The 15,860-nt window shown below is 47.2% G+C and carries 12 protein-coding genes, 1 pseudogene and 1 riboswitch; of the genes and pseudogenes, 11 read left to right on the forward strand and 2 right to left on the reverse strand.

The window, feature by feature from the left end:
• The first annotated feature begins 43 nt into the window (after positions 1 to 43).
• Together WKT17_RS08485 and WKT17_RS08490 are read left to right on the forward strand one after the other, a co-directional pair.
• A complete protein-coding gene (locus WKT17_RS08485) occupies positions 44 to 1,954 on the forward strand; it encodes an NAD(+) synthase (protein ID WP_291681889.1) in 1,911 nt (636 codons plus the stop codon).
• A 46-nt stretch (positions 1,955 to 2,000) separates the two neighbouring features.
• A pseudogene (locus WKT17_RS08490) lies at positions 2,001 to 2,972 on the forward strand (Gfo/Idh/MocA family protein).
• Positions 2,973 to 3,072: 100 nt separating this feature from the next.
• On the opposite strand, the gene WKT17_RS08495 reads toward WKT17_RS08490, so the two are convergent.
• The gene (locus WKT17_RS08495) at positions 3,073 to 3,504 is read right to left on the reverse strand and encodes an FMN-binding protein (protein WP_173748908.1); all 432 of its coding nucleotides are present in this window, start codon (positions 3,502 to 3,504) and stop codon (positions 3,073 to 3,075) included.
• A 195-nt stretch (positions 3,505 to 3,699) separates the two neighbouring features.
• Between WKT17_RS08495 and WKT17_RS08500 the strand changes: the two genes are divergently transcribed.
• Genes WKT17_RS08500 through addA form a run of 3 tightly spaced genes read left to right on the forward strand, consistent with a single transcriptional unit; the run spans position 3,700 to position 11,679 of the window.
• Positions 3,700 to 4,506, forward strand: coding sequence for a Cof-type HAD-IIB family hydrolase (locus WKT17_RS08500; RefSeq protein ID WP_173748978.1), 807 nt, complete (start codon positions 3,700 to 3,702; stop codon positions 4,504 to 4,506).
• 28 nt (positions 4,507 to 4,534) lie between these two features.
• Positions 4,535 to 7,978 carry a helicase-exonuclease AddAB subunit AddB gene (addB, locus tag WKT17_RS08505; RefSeq protein WP_291681887.1) on the forward strand — a complete coding sequence of 1,148 codons (3,444 nt, stop codon included), beginning with the start codon at positions 4,535 to 4,537 and terminating at the stop codon, positions 7,976 to 7,978.
• A gap of 2 nt (positions 7,979 to 7,980) precedes the next feature.
• Positions 7,981 to 11,679: a helicase-exonuclease AddAB subunit AddA gene (gene addA, locus WKT17_RS08510; RefSeq protein ID WP_291681886.1), complete on the forward strand. Its 3,699-nt coding sequence runs from the start codon at positions 7,981 to 7,983 to the stop codon at positions 11,677 to 11,679.
• A 64-nt stretch (positions 11,680 to 11,743) separates the two neighbouring features.
• On the opposite strand, the gene WKT17_RS08515 is transcribed toward addA, so the two are convergent.
• Complete coding sequence (locus WKT17_RS08515) at positions 11,744 to 12,361, reverse strand: DUF4230 domain-containing protein (RefSeq protein WP_291681884.1); 618 nt, start codon at positions 12,359 to 12,361, stop codon at positions 11,744 to 11,746.
• Positions 12,362 to 12,584: 223 nt separating this feature from the next.
• Between WKT17_RS08515 and WKT17_RS08520 the strand changes: the two genes are divergently transcribed.
• From WKT17_RS08520 to WKT17_RS08545, 6 genes are all read left to right on the forward strand, one after another.
• The gene (locus tag WKT17_RS08520) at positions 12,585 to 12,908 is read left to right on the forward strand and encodes a PadR family transcriptional regulator (protein WP_291681882.1); all 324 of its coding nucleotides are present in this window, start codon (positions 12,585 to 12,587) and stop codon (positions 12,906 to 12,908) included.
• Positions 12,905 to 13,723, forward strand: coding sequence for a DUF1700 domain-containing protein (locus tag WKT17_RS08525; RefSeq protein WP_294541359.1), 819 nt, complete (start codon positions 12,905 to 12,907; stop codon positions 13,721 to 13,723). The genes WKT17_RS08520 and WKT17_RS08525 overlap by 4 nt, the downstream gene beginning before the upstream one ends.
• Entirely contained in the window at positions 13,720 to 14,547 is an 828-nt protein-coding gene (locus WKT17_RS08530; RefSeq protein WP_291681880.1) for a DUF4097 family beta strand repeat-containing protein, read from the forward strand. The genes WKT17_RS08525 and WKT17_RS08530 overlap by 4 nt, the downstream gene beginning before the upstream one ends.
• 29 nt (positions 14,548 to 14,576) lie before the next feature.
• On the forward strand, positions 14,577 to 14,762 hold the full coding sequence (locus tag WKT17_RS08535) for a PspC domain-containing protein (RefSeq protein WP_173748915.1): 186 nt from the start codon (positions 14,577 to 14,579) through the stop codon (positions 14,760 to 14,762).
• 67 nt (positions 14,763 to 14,829) lie between these two features.
• Positions 14,830 to 15,033, forward strand: a complete 204-nt coding sequence (locus WKT17_RS08540; RefSeq protein WP_173748916.1) for a small, acid-soluble spore protein, alpha/beta type — start codon at positions 14,830 to 14,832, stop codon at positions 15,031 to 15,033.
• 49 nt (positions 15,034 to 15,082) lie between these two features.
• A riboswitch (cobalamin riboswitch) is annotated at positions 15,083 to 15,279 on the forward strand.
• Between the two features lie 135 nt (positions 15,280 to 15,414).
• Positions 15,415 to 15,792: a hypothetical protein gene (locus tag WKT17_RS08545; protein ID WP_291681879.1), complete on the forward strand. Its 378-nt coding sequence runs from the start codon at positions 15,415 to 15,417 to the stop codon at positions 15,790 to 15,792.
• Positions 15,793 to 15,860: the final 68 nt, after the last annotated feature.

Consider the following 15,860-nt stretch of genomic DNA (forward strand, 5'->3'; position numbering starts at 1 on the left):
ATAGAAGGATAGAAGTAAAAAAGCAGGAAAGGTTTGGTGCAAAATGAAAGACGGATTCATAAAAGTGGCAGCCGCAACACCGGATATTCAGGTGGCAGACTGTGTTCACAACACCCGGGAAATTGTAAAAAAAGCAAAAGAAATGAGCCGGGAGGGCGCCCGTATTCTGGTGTTCCCGGAACTTTGTATTACGGGGTATACCTGCCAGGATTTATTTCAGCAGGATACTCTTCTGGAATCTGCCAAAGAGCAGCTTTTAAAGGCAGCAGAGGAACTGAAAGAGGTTCCGGGACTGACTTTTGTGGGGCTGCCTCTGGAATTTCATGGGAAGCTGTACAATACCGCAGCGGTGTTAAGCGGCGGTGAGATTCTGGGAATTGTGCCAAAGCAGTATTTGCCCAATTACGGAGAATTCTATGAAGCCCGTCATTTTGTCTCCGGAGGAGAGATTCTGGACTATATTCCTATGGGAAAGGGAAAAGTTCCCTTCGGCAGCAGGCTGCTTTTTACCTGTGAGGAAATGCCGGGACTTACGGTGGCAGCGGAAATCTGTGAGGATTTGTGGGCGCCCTGTCCTCCAAGCGTAGGACACGCCATGGCAGGAGCCAATGTGGTGGTGAACCTGTCGGCCAGCGATGAAACAGTGGGAAAAACAGAATACAGGAGAAGTCTGGTAAAGGGACAGTCGGCAAGACTCTTGTGCGCTTACATTTATGCCACAGCAGGAAACGGAGAGTCCACTCAGGACTTGGTTTTCGGCGGACAGAATCTTATCTGTGAAAACGGCAGTCTTCTGGCAGAGGCGCCGCTGTTTGCCAATGAAACGATTTACGGAGTTCTGGATATTCAGAAGCTGAAAGGGGAGAGAAGACGGATTTCCACCTGGCAGCAGGAAATGGATGGCTCTTATCTCAAGATTTCTTTTCACCTTCCGAAAGAGGAAACACTGCTTACCAACTGCTTTGAGCAGAATCCTTTTGTACCGGGAAATCCGGAAAAGAGAGCGGAAAGGTGCAATGAAATTTTGAATATTCAGGCTATGGGACTGAAAAAGAGAATGGAACACACCCATTGCAAGACAGCGGTTTTGGGAATTTCCGGCGGTCTGGATTCTACCCTGGCTCTTCTGGTGACAGCCAGAGCTATGGATTTGCTGGGTATGGACAGAAAGCAGATTGTGGCGGTTACCATGCCCTGCTTCGGAACGACGGACAGAACGTATACCAATGCCTGCGAACTGACCAGACGTCTGGGGGCGGAACTTCTGGAAGTGGACATTAAAAAGGCAGTTCTGCAGCATTTTGAAGATATTGGGCAGGATCCACAGGTGCATGACGTGACGTTTGAAAATGCACAGGCCAGAGAGCGGACCCAGGTGATTATGGATATTGCCAACCAGCGGGGCGGCATGGTTATCGGTACCGGAGATTTGTCAGAACTGGCCCTTGGCTGGGCAACGTATAACGGAGACCACATGTCTATGTATGGAGTCAATGGTTCGGTGCCGAAAACTCTGGTGCGCTATCTGGTGCGCTATTATGCGGAAACCTGTGGGGAAGAAAAGCTGGCGCAAATCCTTATGGATGTGCTGGATACTCCGGTAAGTCCGGAACTTCTGCCGCCTGAGGACGGTGTAATTTCCCAGAAAACAGAAGATTTGGTAGGACCGTATGAACTACATGACTTTTTCCTCTATTATATGCTGCGGTTCCATTTTTCGCCGTCCAAGATTTACAGAATGGCGAAAGCGACTTTTGAAGGTGCGTATGACGAGGAAACGATTTTAAAATGGCTGAAGAAGTTTTACTGGAGATTTTTCTCTCAACAGTTTAAGCGTTCCTGTCTTCCGGATGGACCGAAAGTGGGCAGCGTGGCGGTATCGCCCCGCGGGGATTTGCGTATGCCAAGCGACGCCTGCGTGACGGTGTGGATGAAGGAAATAGAAAAGTTATAAGAACGTATTTGGTGGGATTTTACGGGAGGTTTGGATTATGGAAAAACTGAGAGTCGGTATTTTAAGTACCGGAAATATTGCTGCCACAATGGCAGGAACTGTCAAACAGATGAAAGAGGCCCGGGTGTGTGCCGTTGCGTCGAGAAATCTGGAAAAGGCAGAGAAATTTGCGGAAAGATTTGAAATTCCGAAAGCCTACGGTTCTTATGAAGAACTGGCAAAAGATGAGGAACTTGACGTGGTCTATGTGGCAACGCCCATGTCAGAGCATTATGAAAATGTAAAAATGCTGCTGAACCATGGCAGAAACGTGCTTTGTGAAAAATCTTTTGCGTTGAATAAAAAACAGGCAGAGGAAATGATTCACCTGGCAGAAGAAAAAGGTCTTCTTTTGACAGAAGCCATCTGGGTGCGGTATATGCCTATGTAGAAAACACTAAGGCAGGTGCTGGATTGTGGAATGATCGGCGAGCCTATGACAGCTACCGCCAATCTCTGCTATCTCATAGACCAGGTGCCGCGGCTTATGGAATTGAAGCTGGGCGGCGGCGCACTTTTGGACGTAGGTGTGTATGTCCTGAACTTTGCCTCTTTGGTATTTGGAAATGAGATAGAAAGTATCACTGCAAAGGCATTGATGACAGAGGGTGGAGTGGACGCGCAAAACAGCATTACGCTCACCTATCCGGGACAGAAAATGGCAGTGCTGAACAGTTCTCTTCGTGTGATTTCCGACAGAAAAGGCGTGATTTACGGCACAAAGGGATATGTGATTGTAGAGAATATCAACAATTTTGAGTCCATTGCCGTGTATAACCGGGACAGGGAGCAGGTGGCATTTTATGAACAGCCGTCTCAGATTTCAGGTTATGAATATGAGGTGCTGGCCTGCAAAGAAGCGTTGGAAAAGGGATGGAAGGAATGTCCGGATATGCCTCATGCAGAGACCCTTCGGATTATGGCACAGATGGATGCCATCCGCGAAGGATGGGGGATGAAATACCCCCAGGAAAGATAGAAAGATACCAGGAATTATGCGATTACAGTAAAAGAAAAACTGCCCCATAAAGTCTGCGGAACACTTACCAATTTCCGCAGCGGCTTCATGGGGCAGTTTTTTATTTTCGCGCCTTTTCAAGTGCCTTCTCAATGGCATCTAACAACATCATGGAGGTATATTTGTTTTCCTCTGTATATGTGATGTTTTCCGTGGACTGTGTCTGGCAAATCTGTTCAGAAAGCGCGTCCAGGGCCGGCTGCATCAGGGGATACATAGCAGTGGTGGTTTCGCTTAGATTTACAAGAGAAATGGCATTGATGTGATTTTCGTCCACCGTAACCTCCACATCAAAGGTATTGTCGTTGAGTGTAATGGGGCTTGCATAGACACCGGCGTGATAGACGGCTTTGGCACTGGCGGTATCTGCGTCCCTGCTCTTCCCAAACATCATAAAGAGTACCACAGCCAGTACAATAGCCAGTACCACAAAAATACCTGTATAAATGACTTCTTTCATATGTAACACAACAATTTTGGTTTTTGAGCTCATGGCTGCACCTCCTGCATTCCTTTTTATAACATATTACCGGGTAAGGGAAAATATGCCTGTGTATTTGCACATCTACATTTAACAATACACGGATTGGCATTTAAAATGGGGTATGTTATTATGAAAAGGAACAGAAATGCCAAGGAGACATTCCATGAAAGAATTGAAAATGAGAGAGAAACAGGAGAACAGATGATGCGTTATAAATTATTGGTTTTAGACATAGATGGAACCGTGACAAATTCTAAAAAAGAGGTCACAGAGAAGACGAAAAAGGCTATTATTGAACTGCAGGAAAGAGGAATTCCCGTGGCCATTGCTTCCGGGCGTCCGCCTCAGGGGGTGTACAAGGTGGCAGAAACCCTGGAACTGGACCGTTTCGGCAGTTATATTCTGCCCTTTAACGGCGCGAGAATTTTGAATTTCCAGACCAGGGAATGTGTGTATGAGAAAACGCTGCCCATGCACCTCCCTGCAAGGCTCTGGAAAGATGCCCTGGAGAATGGAATCGGTATCATTACTTACGAAAAAGACGAGATTCTTTCCGGAACAGAGCCGGATAAATATATGGAAATCGAGGCGAAAATCAATCAGCTTCCCATTGTATATAAAAAGGACTTTGGAACTTATGTAAACTTTCCGGTGAATAAATGTCTGATGACCGGAGCACCTCAGGATTTGGAAGCCCTGGAGCCTGTGATGGCCCGGAAATATTGCCATGAGGCCCAGGTATTCCGGTCAGAGCCTTTCTTTTTGGAAGTGACGCCGAAAAATGTGGACAAGGCTTACTGTCTGCGGCATCTTCTGGAGATTCTGGGAATCAAACGGGAGGAAATGGTGTGCTGCGGTGACGGTTTTAATGATGTGTCCATGATTCAGTACGCCGGTCTTGGCGTGGCTATGGCCAATGCCCAGGAGCGTGTCAAGGAAGTGGCGGATTATATTACCTGTTATGACAATGACCATGACGGTATTGCAGAGGTAATCGAAAAATTCTTTTAAGTCCCCAGGTTTCTGAAAGGAGGAACGTATGGCATTACAGTTTATTTTCGGCCCTTCGGGAGCAGGGAAATCCCATTATATTTACAGCAAAATCATACAGGAATCCATGGAACATCCGGGCCGCTCATATCTGGTGCTGGTACCGGAGCAGTTTACCATGCAGACCCAGAAGGCACTGGTAGAAATGCACCCGCGAAAAGGCATTATGAATATAGATGTCCTAAGTTTTGAACGTCTGGCTTTCCGTGTGCTGGAGGAAGTGGGGGAGACTCAGAGAGAACTGCTGGAAGAAACGGGAAAGAGCATGGTGCTGCGAAGAGTGGCGCAGGAGAAGAAAAAGGAACTGAAGGTTCTGGGCAGCAAAATGGACAAACAGGGGTATGTATCCCAGATGAAGAGTATGGTGTCTGAGCTGCGGCAATATGAAATCGGGTCCTCTGATTTAGAGGAGATTCTGGAGGATTTAAAGAACCGCCCGGAGCTGTATTACAAATTAAAGGATATGCAGGTGCTGTATCAGGGTTTTTTTGAGTATCTGGAAGGCAACTTCATTACCCAGGAGGAAGTCTTAGACGTACTGGGAAGGGTGGCAGACAAGTCGCGGAAATTAAAGGACAGTGTGCTGGTACTGGACGGCTACACCGGATTTACCCCCATACAGATACAGCTTCTGGAAAAACTGTTGGAAATCAGCAGTCAGATTTATGTCACCGTAACCATGGGGAGAGGAGAAGACCCGTATCATCCCGGCAGCCCCCATCAGCTTTTCTGCCTAAGCAAGCAGACCGTTGCAAGATTATGTAAACTTGCTTCGGAGAAAAAAATTCACTGGGAAGAGCAGTGGGTACCGGAAAAAGGGGCGCCGTATCAAGGGAGATTTACAAAAAATCTGCCGATGGATTTTCTGGAACGGAATCTTTTCCGTTATCGCAGAGGAACGTATGATAAAAAACAACATGCTGTGCATATCCGGGAATCCCTGAATCCGGCACAGGAAATGGAGGAAACCGCAGGTATTATCCGGGGGCTGGTGCGAAAAAAAGGTTACCGTTACCGGGATTTTGCTGTGATTACCGGAGACATGGAGGTTTATGCCCCTGCAGCGGCCAGAGCTTTTGAGAAATACCATATTCCCTGCTTTCTGGACCAGAAGCATTCCGTGTTTCTGAATCCTTTTGTGGAATACATTCGTGCCGCCGTAGATTTAATCATCGAGCAGTTCAGCTATGAGAGTGTGTTCCGCCTGCTGCGATGCGGGCTTACGGATATTACCGAGGAAGAGACAGACCGGCTGGAAAATTATGTGGTAGCCATGGGAATCAGGGGCTTTGCGGCCTGGAACCGGGAGTGGGTGCGCACTTATCGTGGACAGAATCCAGAAGAATGTGTATTACTCAATGAAATTCGTACCCGCCTTGTGGATATGTGGGAACCTTTTTATACGAAAATGCGGGAAAAGGGTGCTGATATTACAGATTATGCAAGGGCTTTGTATGAGTATATCTGCAGCAATCACATTCAGGAGAAAATGCAGGCGTATGCGGAAAAATTCCGGCAGGAAGAAAACCTGTCCATGGTGAAGGAATACAGTCAGATTTATGAGATTGTCATGAATCTGCTGGACAAGCTGGTGGAAATCCTGGGAGAAAAGAAGGTGCGGCTGCGGGAGTTTAAGGAGATTCTGGACGCCGGGCTTTTGGAAGCCAAGGTGGGAATTGTGCCGCCCACCTCAGACCAGGTGCTGGTTGGGGATATGGAGCGAACTCGTTTAAAGGATATTAAGATACTGTTTTTTGCCGGGGTCAATGAAGGGAAAATTCCCAAGGAGACTCAGGCAGGAAAACTTCTTTCTGATTTGAACCGGGAAGAAATGCGGGAATCTTTGGAACGGCGGGGCTTGTCCCTGGCGCCCACGGCAAAGGAAAGCCTGTATACCCAGAAGTTTTATCTGTATCTGAATCTGACGAAACCCAGTGAGCAGGTGTATCTGTCTTACAGCCGTTTAAGCAGCAGCGGGGAAGCCCTGTCTCCTTCTTTTCTTATTTCCCAGATAGAGGGCTTATTTCAGGATTCCAGAGAGAACCAGGAGATTCTTTTGTACAGAGAAAGTGTGACAGGGGCTTTGGAAAAGCTGTCGGGAGAACTGCACAGTGTTCAGAAGGAGTCTCCGGTTTTTGAAGAACTGATGAACTGGTTCTGCAGCCGGAAGGAATGGGAAGCTGTGGTGAAGAATCTGATTCAAGGGGCTTTTTACGCCAATCCCCAGGACGCTATCAGCCGGGGTACTGCTCATGCGCTTTACGGCACAGAGTTGGAAAACAGCGCGACCAGGCTGGAAGAGTTTGCCAAATGTGCCTGCGCTCATTTCCTGTCTTATGGTCTTGCCCTACGGGAACGGGTGCGGTATGAGTTCAGTATGGCGGATTTGGGAACTCTGCTGCACAACAGCCTGGATTTGTTTGCCAAAAAAGTCCGGGAACAGGGCATGAAATGGGTGGATTTAGAAGACGGACCAAGAGACGCTCTGGCAGAAGCCTGCGTAGATGAGGTGGTGGAAAAATCAGGAGAAACCATTCTCTTAAGCAGCGCCAGAAATGCCTATACGGTAAACCGGGCCAAGCGCATGGTGAAGCGCAGTGTCTGGGCTCTGCAGTGGCAGTTAAAGCAGGGGGATTTCTATCCGGCCCTGACGGAATGGGCTTTTGGGCCTGCGGATAAGATAGACAGCCTGCATTTTTCTCTGGGAGAAGGAGAAGAATTGCAGCTGCGGGGACGGATTGACCGGGTGGATGTGTGCCGCGGAGAGGACAACCAGCTCTATGTAAAAGTGATTGATTATAAATCCGGGGCTACCAAGCTGGATTTACTGAAAGTCTATTATGGTTTGCAGCTGCAGCTTGCCCTGTATCTCGGGGCGGCCATGGAACTGGAAGCCAAGCGGTTTCCGCAAAATCAGGTAAAGCCCGCAGGTATCTTTTATTACAATGTGAAAGACCCGGTGTTAAACCAGGAGGATGTAAAAGACCCGGAACATCCGGAAATGGATATCCTGAAAAAGCTGAAAATGGACGGACTGGCAGGAGCAGAGCCGGAAATTCTGGAAAAACTGGACCGGAACCTGGCAACGGCGAAAGGCGTGGAATCTCTGGCCGTGCCCGTCAAATACACGGCAAAAGGAGGATTTGCCAGCAATTCCAAAGTGGCAAGTCAGGAACAGTTTGGGGATATGATGTGGTATGTAAACTGCAAGGCAAAGGAAATCGGCGGAAAAATTCTGGGTGGAAATACAGAGGTCAATCCTTTTGAACAGCAGAAGGAAAACGCCTGCGTTTACTGCCCGTACCGCAGTGTGTGCGGATTTGATGAAAAGGTTCCCGGCTACCGCTACCGGAGGCTGGTGCCTTATAAAACAGAGGAAATCTGGGAGAAACTGAAAGAATACCGGGAGAATCCGGAGAAAGGAGAGGTTTAAGCATGGACGTTTCATGGACAAAGGAGCAGCAGAAAGTCATTGATACCCGAAACTGCAACATTCTGGTCAGTGCGGCGGCCGGCAGCGGAAAGACAGCGGTGCTGGTGGAGCGTATTATCCAGAGAATCACGGATAAACACCAGCCCATAGACATTGACCGTCTGCTGATTGTAACCTTTACCAGAGCGGCGGCCGGGGAGATGAAGGAACGTATTCGGACTGCCATTGAGAAAAAGCTGGAGGAGGACCGGGATAACGAACATCTGCAAAGACAGAGCACCCTGGTACATCATGCCCAGATTACCACTATTGACAGTTTTTGTTCTTATGTGGTGAAGAATTATTTTCATCTCATCGATTTAGACCCTTCCTTTCGTATGGGAGACGAGGGAGAAATGCGGCTTTTGCAGGCCGACGTGGCAGATAAAGTCATGGAAGAGGCGTACAGTGCGCCGGAGAATGAGAAATTCTGCTTTTTTGCGGACAATTTTTCTTCCGGGAAAACAGATGAGAAAATACCGGAAATGATACGGAAGCTTTACGGTTTTTCCATGAGCTACCCCTATCCGGAGGAATGGCTGAACGCCTGCAGAGAGGCTTATGATATAGAAACGGCAGAGGAACTGGAAAAAGCTCCCTGGATGAAGGCGGTGAAGGAAGAAATCCGCAAGCAGATACAGGAGGCAGCCAAACTTCTCACGGAGGCAGGAAACCTTGCAGGAGAACCGGACGGGCCGGGCTTTTATCTGGGGCTTTTGGAACAGGAAAAAGCGGCGGCAGAGAACCTGGAAAAGGCGGAGACTTTCGCAGAATACAAAGCGCTTTTCGATACCCTGGAATTTAAACGCCTTCCGGCAGGGAAAAAGGCAGAGAAGGAACTGGTATCGGAAAGCGTGCAGGAACTGGTGAAAAATCTGCGGAATCAGGCAAAGGATTTGCTGAAGGAAATTCAGGACCGGTATTTTTCAGAAAGTCTGGAAGAGATTCTGGAACATCTCAAAAAGGCAGGAGAGCCGGTGGGCGTTCTGGTGGATCTGACCCTGCGCTTTATGGAGTGCTACCGGGAGAAAAAAAAGGAAAAGAACATCCTGGATTTTGCGGATTTGGAGCACTATGCCCTGGAAATTCTGGTACATCACACACCAAAAGGAGATGAGCGGACCGACGCAGCCAAAGAACTGTCCCGGCAGTTTGCAGAGATTATGATTGACGAGTATCAGGACAGTAATCTGGTGCAGGAAAAACTGCTGACCTCTGTGTCCGGAGTAGAGGACGGCATGTATAATATTTTCATGGTGGGAGATGTGAAGCAGAGCATTTACCGTTTCCGTCTGGCCAGACCGGATTTGTTTATGGAGAAATTCCGTACCTATCCTCTTACGAAAGGGGAAAACCGTCTGCGGATTGATTTGCACAAAAACTTCCGAAGCAGGAAGGAAGTGCTGGACAGCGTCAACTATCTCTTTTATCAGATTATGGGAGAAGACCTGGGCGGCGTGGAATATGACCGGGACGCGGCGTTGTATGCAGGGCGGGTTTTTCCGCCGAAACCGGAAGGTTCGGAAACGATGCAGCCAGCAGCGGAGGTACTGCTTCTGGAGGAAGATGACCCGGTGTGGAAGGACAGCGAAAATCCCGAGAGTATCCGGGAAACCGAGGCCCGTATGATTGCTATGCGGATTCGGGAGCTTATGGAGACAGAGCAGGTTCTGGACAAGAAAACGGAAACCTACCGTCCGGTATGTTATTCGGATTTTACGATTTTGCTGCGTACCATGTCGGGCTGGGCAGAGACTTTTAAGAAGATTTTAAATTCCTGCGGGATTCCCGCCAGCGTTACCACCAAGACCGGATACTTTTCCGCGCCGGAGGTCACCAGTGTGCTGGATTACCTGCAGATTCTGGACAACCCGCTGCAGGATATTCCGTTGGCCGGGGCTTTAAGATCCATGCCGCAATCGTTCAGTTTTGAAGAATTGGCGGAAATTAAAATTCTGGGAAAAGAGGCGGAAAAGCCTGCGCTTTATGAAGCCTTGCTTCTGGCAGAGCAGCAGGACAGTCCCCTGGGGGAAAAGACCCGTGGTTTTCTTAAGATTTACCGGAAACTGCGGAGCAAGGTGCCCTATACCCCTATGCATGAACTGATTTGGGATTTCTTCGATGAAACGGGATTTCTGCTCTATCAGCAGGCCTTTGTGTCCGGGGAACAGAAAAAGGCCAATCTGCTGATGTTGGCAGAGAAGGCCAGAGATTATGAAAGCACCAGTTACCGTGGGCTGTTTAACTTTATCCGCTATATTGAAAATTTGAAAAAGTATCAGGTGGATTTCGGGGAGGCCAATATTCTTTCCGACAAAGAGGATACCGTGCGGATTATGAGTATTCACGGCAGCAAAGGACTGGAATTTCCCATTGTCTTTGTGGCAGGTATGGGGAAAAGTATCAATATGCAGGACGCCAGAGAAAGTATGGTTATGCACCCGGATTTGGGAATTGGCGCCCCGGCTATGGACGAAAAGCTGCGGATTCGTACCAGAACCATTCTGCAAAGAGCTGTACAGCAGGAAATTCAGGCAGAGAGTCTGGGAGAAGAGCTGAGGATTCTCTATGTGGCCCTTACCAGAGCCAAGGAGAAACTGATTCTTACGGGAACAGTTTTAAAGCTGCAGGAAAAGCTGGTCGGATTTGAGATGGTGAAGCGGCAGCGGGAAGAGCGTCTTTCCTACGGTATGCGTACAAAAGGAAAAAGCTATATGGATTGGATTTTGCAGGCTTTGGCCCGTCACAGAGCCATGAAACCACTGTATGCAGAATACGAACTTCCCGTATACCCGCTGAATCCGTTGTATGAAGGGGAAGGAGATTTTCTTATCCGTAAAGTTTACCCATTGGAATTAGTCATAGAAGAAACCCAGCTGCGCATGGAAGAGGAACAGGAGAAAGCACGGCTGCTGTCCTGGGACTGCGGACAGGTTTACGATGAAAAGCTGAAACAGGAATTGGAAGACAGTTTTTCCTACGTGTATCCCTACGAAGCCCAGGCACTGATTCCCTCCAAACTCACGGTTTCCGAAGTGAAGCGCATGCAGGAGCCGGTACAGGAGGAAAGCCATGTTCTGTATGAGGAAAAACCTGTGGAGACTTATGTGCCTGCTTTTATGCGGGAGAAGGAAGCAACGCCTCAGGGGGCGGCCAGAGGAACCATCTATCACCGGGTTCTGGAAAATCTGGACTATGGAAAAACAGAGGATTTAGACCAGATAAAGGCGCAGATAAAAGCGTTAGGGCAGCAGGGAAAACTGACAAAAATCATGGAAAAAACAGTGCGGGCTCAGGATATTTACCGGTTTGTCCAAAGTGCTCTGGGACAGCGGATGAAAGCGGCAATGGAGAAGGGGAAGCTCTATCGGGAGCAGCCCTTTGTTATGGAAGTATCTGCTAATCAGGTGAAGCCGGAATATGACCCACAGGAACAAGTGCTCATTCAGGGAATTATGGATGCGTATTTCGAGGAAAACGGGGCGCTGGTGCTGGTGGATTACAAAACCGACAAGGTGTATGGAAAGAATCCGGCTTCTCTGATAAAGAAATATCAGGTACAGTTGGAATATTATGCAGAAGCCCTGGAACGGCTGACCGGAAAAGCAGTGAAGGAGAAATATATTTATTCCATTGACCTGGGAGAAGCGGTGCCGGTATAAGAATTCTGGCATATAGTGGAAACGGAAAAGAGGCTGTTTGACAGCCTCTTTTCTGTAAATTTTTTTAATTTGCCGCAGAGGATTCCGATTGGGTATCTGCAGCCGTTTCAAAGGTAATTTCCGGCTTTGTATCCTCCTGGTTCCACATGGAATTTACCAGTTCCGTAATCACGGTTTTCGCCCGTTCTTCTGCGGTGGTGAGCAAATCTGTTTTTTCTGCCTGCTTGGTTACGTCCTCTTTGGCATACTGCAGAGCCTCTACGGTATCCTGGCGGTCCTGAAAATTAAAAAGTGCAAATTTTTCATCATAAAATTCCAGGCTGTCCGGGTCAATGGTAATGTCCTGAATTTCTGCTTTGGGAAGGGTTACGGATACTTTGTTTCCCTTTATATCCATCTGTACCTGTCCTAAATCCACCCCGGCCTTTACATTGGCATCGTAAATCATCGTAAATTCTTTCTTGGTGAGAAAGGTGATTTCTCCCTGGCTGTACCGTACCAGTCCCCGGTAGGCAAGTTCTGCGGTGGACAGCTGGGAGAGTTCTGAAATCTGCGCGGTAATCGCAGACGTGTTCAGCTCCGGCTTCTTACTGGACTCCAAATATCTTCCGGCAATCATGCCCAGAATCAGAATGGCGGCAGCGGCCAGAATGGCAAATATTTTTCCGAATTGTTTTTTCATGTATTCCTCCTGTGTCGAAAATCCTTGAAATTTGCGAAATGTGTCTCTATACGAGTATAAAGGTTTGCAGAGAGAAAGAAAAGAAAAATCTTTAAAATTTCTTTTGTTTTTCTTCTGTAAAATATTATTGACAATATTATATTATATGACGTATAGTATTAAACATAAAATAGTATTGCTTAAGAAACAATATTATGGAGAAAAAAGGAAGCGAGGTGGACATATGGTTTTTAATACAGGAGCAGCGCTTTTGGACGCCATTGTGCTGGCCGTTGTATCCAAGGAAAACGAGGGTACCTATGGGTATAAAATTACCCAGGATGTGCGTCAGGTGCTGGAGGTTTCGGAATCCACGCTCTATCCGGTTCTGCGGAGACTTTTAAAAGACCAGTGTTTGGAAACTTATGACAGAGAATACGGCGGAAGAAACCGGCGATATTATAAGGTAACAGAGAAAGGGATGGTGCAGTTGAATCTGTACCGGGCAGAATGGAAAAGCTACTCAACGAAAATCAGTGAATTGTTCGAGGGAGGGATTCAGGCATGAACAGAAAGGAATTTTTGGCGCAGCTTTCGCGGCTGTTGTGGGATATACCGGAAGCGGACAGAAAAGACGCTCTGGAATATTATGAAAACTATTTTGAGGATGCAGGGGAAGAAAACGAATCCTCTGTCATACAGGAACTGGGAAGTCCGGGGAAGGTGGCAGCCATCATAAAAGCCGGCCTGGAAGAGGGACAGAATGAGTATGGGGCATACACAGAGGCCGGATACCGGGATGAACGGTTTGAAGAACGGAATATGCCTGAGCGGCAAAAGGCAGAATCTTCTTCCGACTCCCAAAATCATGAGGAAGACCGCCAGGAAAAGAATAACTGGGATGGAAGCCGTTATCACGGAGAGGAGAATGGGGGAAGTACAGCTTATGAGGGACCGTATCGAACCTATGCGGGAACCGCACAGAGAAAACAGCCAAGAGGCGGACTTTCCTGGCCGCTGCTATTGGTATTGGTGATTCTTACTTGTCCTTTGTGGGGCGGATTGGGACTGGGACTGCTGGGTGTGTTTCTGGGGCTTTTGGGCGCCTGCATTGGAATTCTGGCAGCTTTGCTTTTTAGCGGGCTGGGATTGGTAGTTGGCGGTGTGGTGCTTCTGGCTAATGCCTTTATTTTTCAGTTGGGAACTCCGGCTACTGCTGTAGTTACCGCAGGGGCAGCGCTTATGATGACAGCGCTGGGACTGCTTTTGACTTTGGGATTTTTCCTTCTGGTGATAAAAGTTTTTCCGCCTTGTTTCCGATGGTGCATAGATTTGATTCAGCGAATTCTTCACAGAGGACATACAGGAGGTGACCGGGCATGAAGAAGTTTACAAAAATTGTTTTGATTTCCATACTGTGTTTGGGGCTTTTGGGAGGTATTCTGTTCGGCGCAGGTGTGGCGGCAGGCGGAAGTATTGATTTGGTTTATGAAGGAAATCATCTGGCAAATACCCGGCTGTTTCGGATGATAGCCCACAAGCTGCAGAAGCATGAACACAGATATGAAGAGTGGGAAGACAAATGGGACGAAGGTCTGTCGGATATTGATGCAGTTGATGATGACAGTACACCGGGAAACCTGGAATACTCCCAGACAGAGGTAGAGCGTCTCCTCCTGGAAGTGGATACAGGAATTGCAGAAATCCGTACAACCACGGGAAATACCATTCGGATTCTGGGAGTCCGGGAAGACGATACGGTAAGCCGCAGCTTCGATAATAAGGAATTGTATATAGAAGCCGAAGGCGACCATGACAGCGAAAAGACAAAACTTGTGATAGAAGTACCGGAAAATAAAACATTCAAAGATCTGGAGCTGGTTTCCGATACGGCTCAGATAAAAACAGTGGGAAAACTGCGGACCGATAAGGCTTATCTGGAAACAGATACCGGAAGTGTGCAGGCAGAGTATCTGGAATTTCAAACAGGAGAAATAGAGTGTTCCACCGGAAATCTCCAGGTGAAATGTGCCGGAAAACTAAACGATTATACCGTTTATGCAGAAAGCGACAGCGGCAATCTGGTTCTGGATGGAAAGGAGTATGTGGGTTACCAGGAAGGTGTTTTCGGAAATGCAGACAGCCAAAAGACCATAGACGTGTCAAATGATATGGGAAATATGGAAATCGAGTTTGAAAGTAAATAAAAAATAGAAGCAAGGAAAGGAGTTATCATATGTCTGATAAAAGATTGTATCGTTCCTCTGTAAATTATATGCTGGCAGGGGTCTGCGGAGGAATTGCAGAATATTTTAATATTGACCCTACTTTAATAAGGCTGGCATGGATTATCTTGACCTGCATGAACTGCGGCACAGGAATTGTGGCTTATATCATTGCAGCCATTGTAATTCCAAAATAAAATTTACAGACGGTATAAAGTGAGAAAAAAGGGCCATACTCCAGTTAGAAAGGAGTGTGGCTTTTTTATGGCAAAGAAAAAAGAAGAAAAAATTGATTTAAACAATATTCCGGAAGAGGAAAAAATAAAATATGAAATTGCCGGAGAACTGGGACTTTTGGACCGGGTAGCTGCAAATGGCTGGAAAAGCCTGTCTGCAAAGGAAACGGGACGTATCGGCGGGCTTATGACAAAACGCCGAAGAGAACAGCAAAAAACAGGAGAAAATTAGGAAAAGTGCTTGACGCGGCTTGGAGGCAATGGTATTATAATCAATGTATAATTCCATAAACCTATTAAGTGCACCGTGTTGACCGCACAACACTGGTGAAAAGGGAATCAGGTGTGAGTCCTGAGCGATCCGGTCACTGTATTTGGGGAGTGATGCCGCAGAAGTCCATTGTACGAAGCAGTACGAGAAGGAGCGGCAAAGCGATGAGCCATGAGTCAGGAAACCTGCTTAGTAGTAGTAAGGTGATAACTTCCGTGCAAAGTTTGAAATCCCTCACACTGTTTACAGACAGTTGACGAGTCCGCTTTCACAAGGAAGGTGGATTTTTTTATGGAATTGCCGAAAGGTGAACCTGAACTTATAGAATTATGCATTGATTAAATGGCAGGTGGTATATTCCCTGATTCTATGTTTCCTGTTTGGCTGTTTACAGGTTTTGTTTTCCCGCAACAAACAAAACCGCGCATCCTCCGCAGAGAGCAGGAAAGCTTCGTGACCGGAATCAGGGAGTGTCCATCAAAAAGATTTCTACATAGTCTCTTATCCGCAATTCAGCGGGAAATTTCAAGTTATAGTATTTATGGGAAAAAATATAAAAAGGAAAATGGGAAAGTGCATTGTCTGACAGACATTTCTATTTCTAATGTTCAGTTTGATGGAAACAAACAGGAAATTTTTATTGCTGTTCCTTTTATGACTTGGCCTGCAGGGTTGGAGGCGATGAGTTTGTACTGTTTCTGCCGGACACCATGGATATAAAGTTGTATAAAAGAAATGCAGGAAGGGGTGTCGGTAAATACCGATTTTTAAGCTCTAAATCTTAAAAA

Origin of the sequence: Blautia sp. HCN-20427 (assembly GCF_037890365.1) — a bacterium.
Lineage (GTDB): Bacteria > Bacillota > Clostridia > Lachnospirales > Lachnospiraceae > Blautia.

Excerpts from the sequence above, each read along its gene's own strand:
- WKT17_RS08530 (WP_291681880.1), top strand. The coding sequence starts at position 13,720 with ATGAAGAAGTTTACAAAAATTGTTTTGATTTCCATACTGTGTTTGGGG.
- WKT17_RS08500 (WP_173748978.1), top strand. The coding sequence starts at position 3,700 with ATGCGTTATAAATTATTGGTTTTAGACATAGATGGAACCGTGACAAAT.
- WKT17_RS08515 (WP_291681884.1), bottom strand. The coding sequence starts at position 12,361 with ATGAAAAAACAATTCGGAAAAATATTTGCCATTCTGGCCGCTGCCGCC.
- addB (WP_291681887.1), top strand. The coding sequence starts at position 4,535 with ATGGCATTACAGTTTATTTTCGGCCCTTCGGGAGCAGGGAAATCCCAT.
- WKT17_RS08535 (WP_173748915.1), top strand. The coding sequence starts at position 14,577 with ATGTCTGATAAAAGATTGTATCGTTCCTCTGTAAATTATATGCTGGCA.
- WKT17_RS08540 (WP_173748916.1), top strand. The coding sequence starts at position 14,830 with ATGGCAAAGAAAAAAGAAGAAAAAATTGATTTAAACAATATTCCGGAA.
- WKT17_RS08545 (WP_291681879.1), top strand. The coding sequence starts at position 15,415 with ATGGCAGGTGGTATATTCCCTGATTCTATGTTTCCTGTTTGGCTGTTT.
- WKT17_RS08520 (WP_291681882.1), top strand. The coding sequence starts at position 12,585 with ATGGTTTTTAATACAGGAGCAGCGCTTTTGGACGCCATTGTGCTGGCC.
- WKT17_RS08525 (WP_294541359.1), top strand. The coding sequence starts at position 12,905 with ATGAACAGAAAGGAATTTTTGGCGCAGCTTTCGCGGCTGTTGTGGGAT.
- WKT17_RS08495 (WP_173748908.1), bottom strand. The coding sequence starts at position 3,504 with ATGAGCTCAAAAACCAAAATTGTTGTGTTACATATGAAAGAAGTCATT.
- addA (WP_291681886.1), top strand. The coding sequence starts at position 7,981 with ATGGACGTTTCATGGACAAAGGAGCAGCAGAAAGTCATTGATACCCGA.
- WKT17_RS08485 (WP_291681889.1), top strand. The coding sequence starts at position 44 with ATGAAAGACGGATTCATAAAAGTGGCAGCCGCAACACCGGATATTCAG.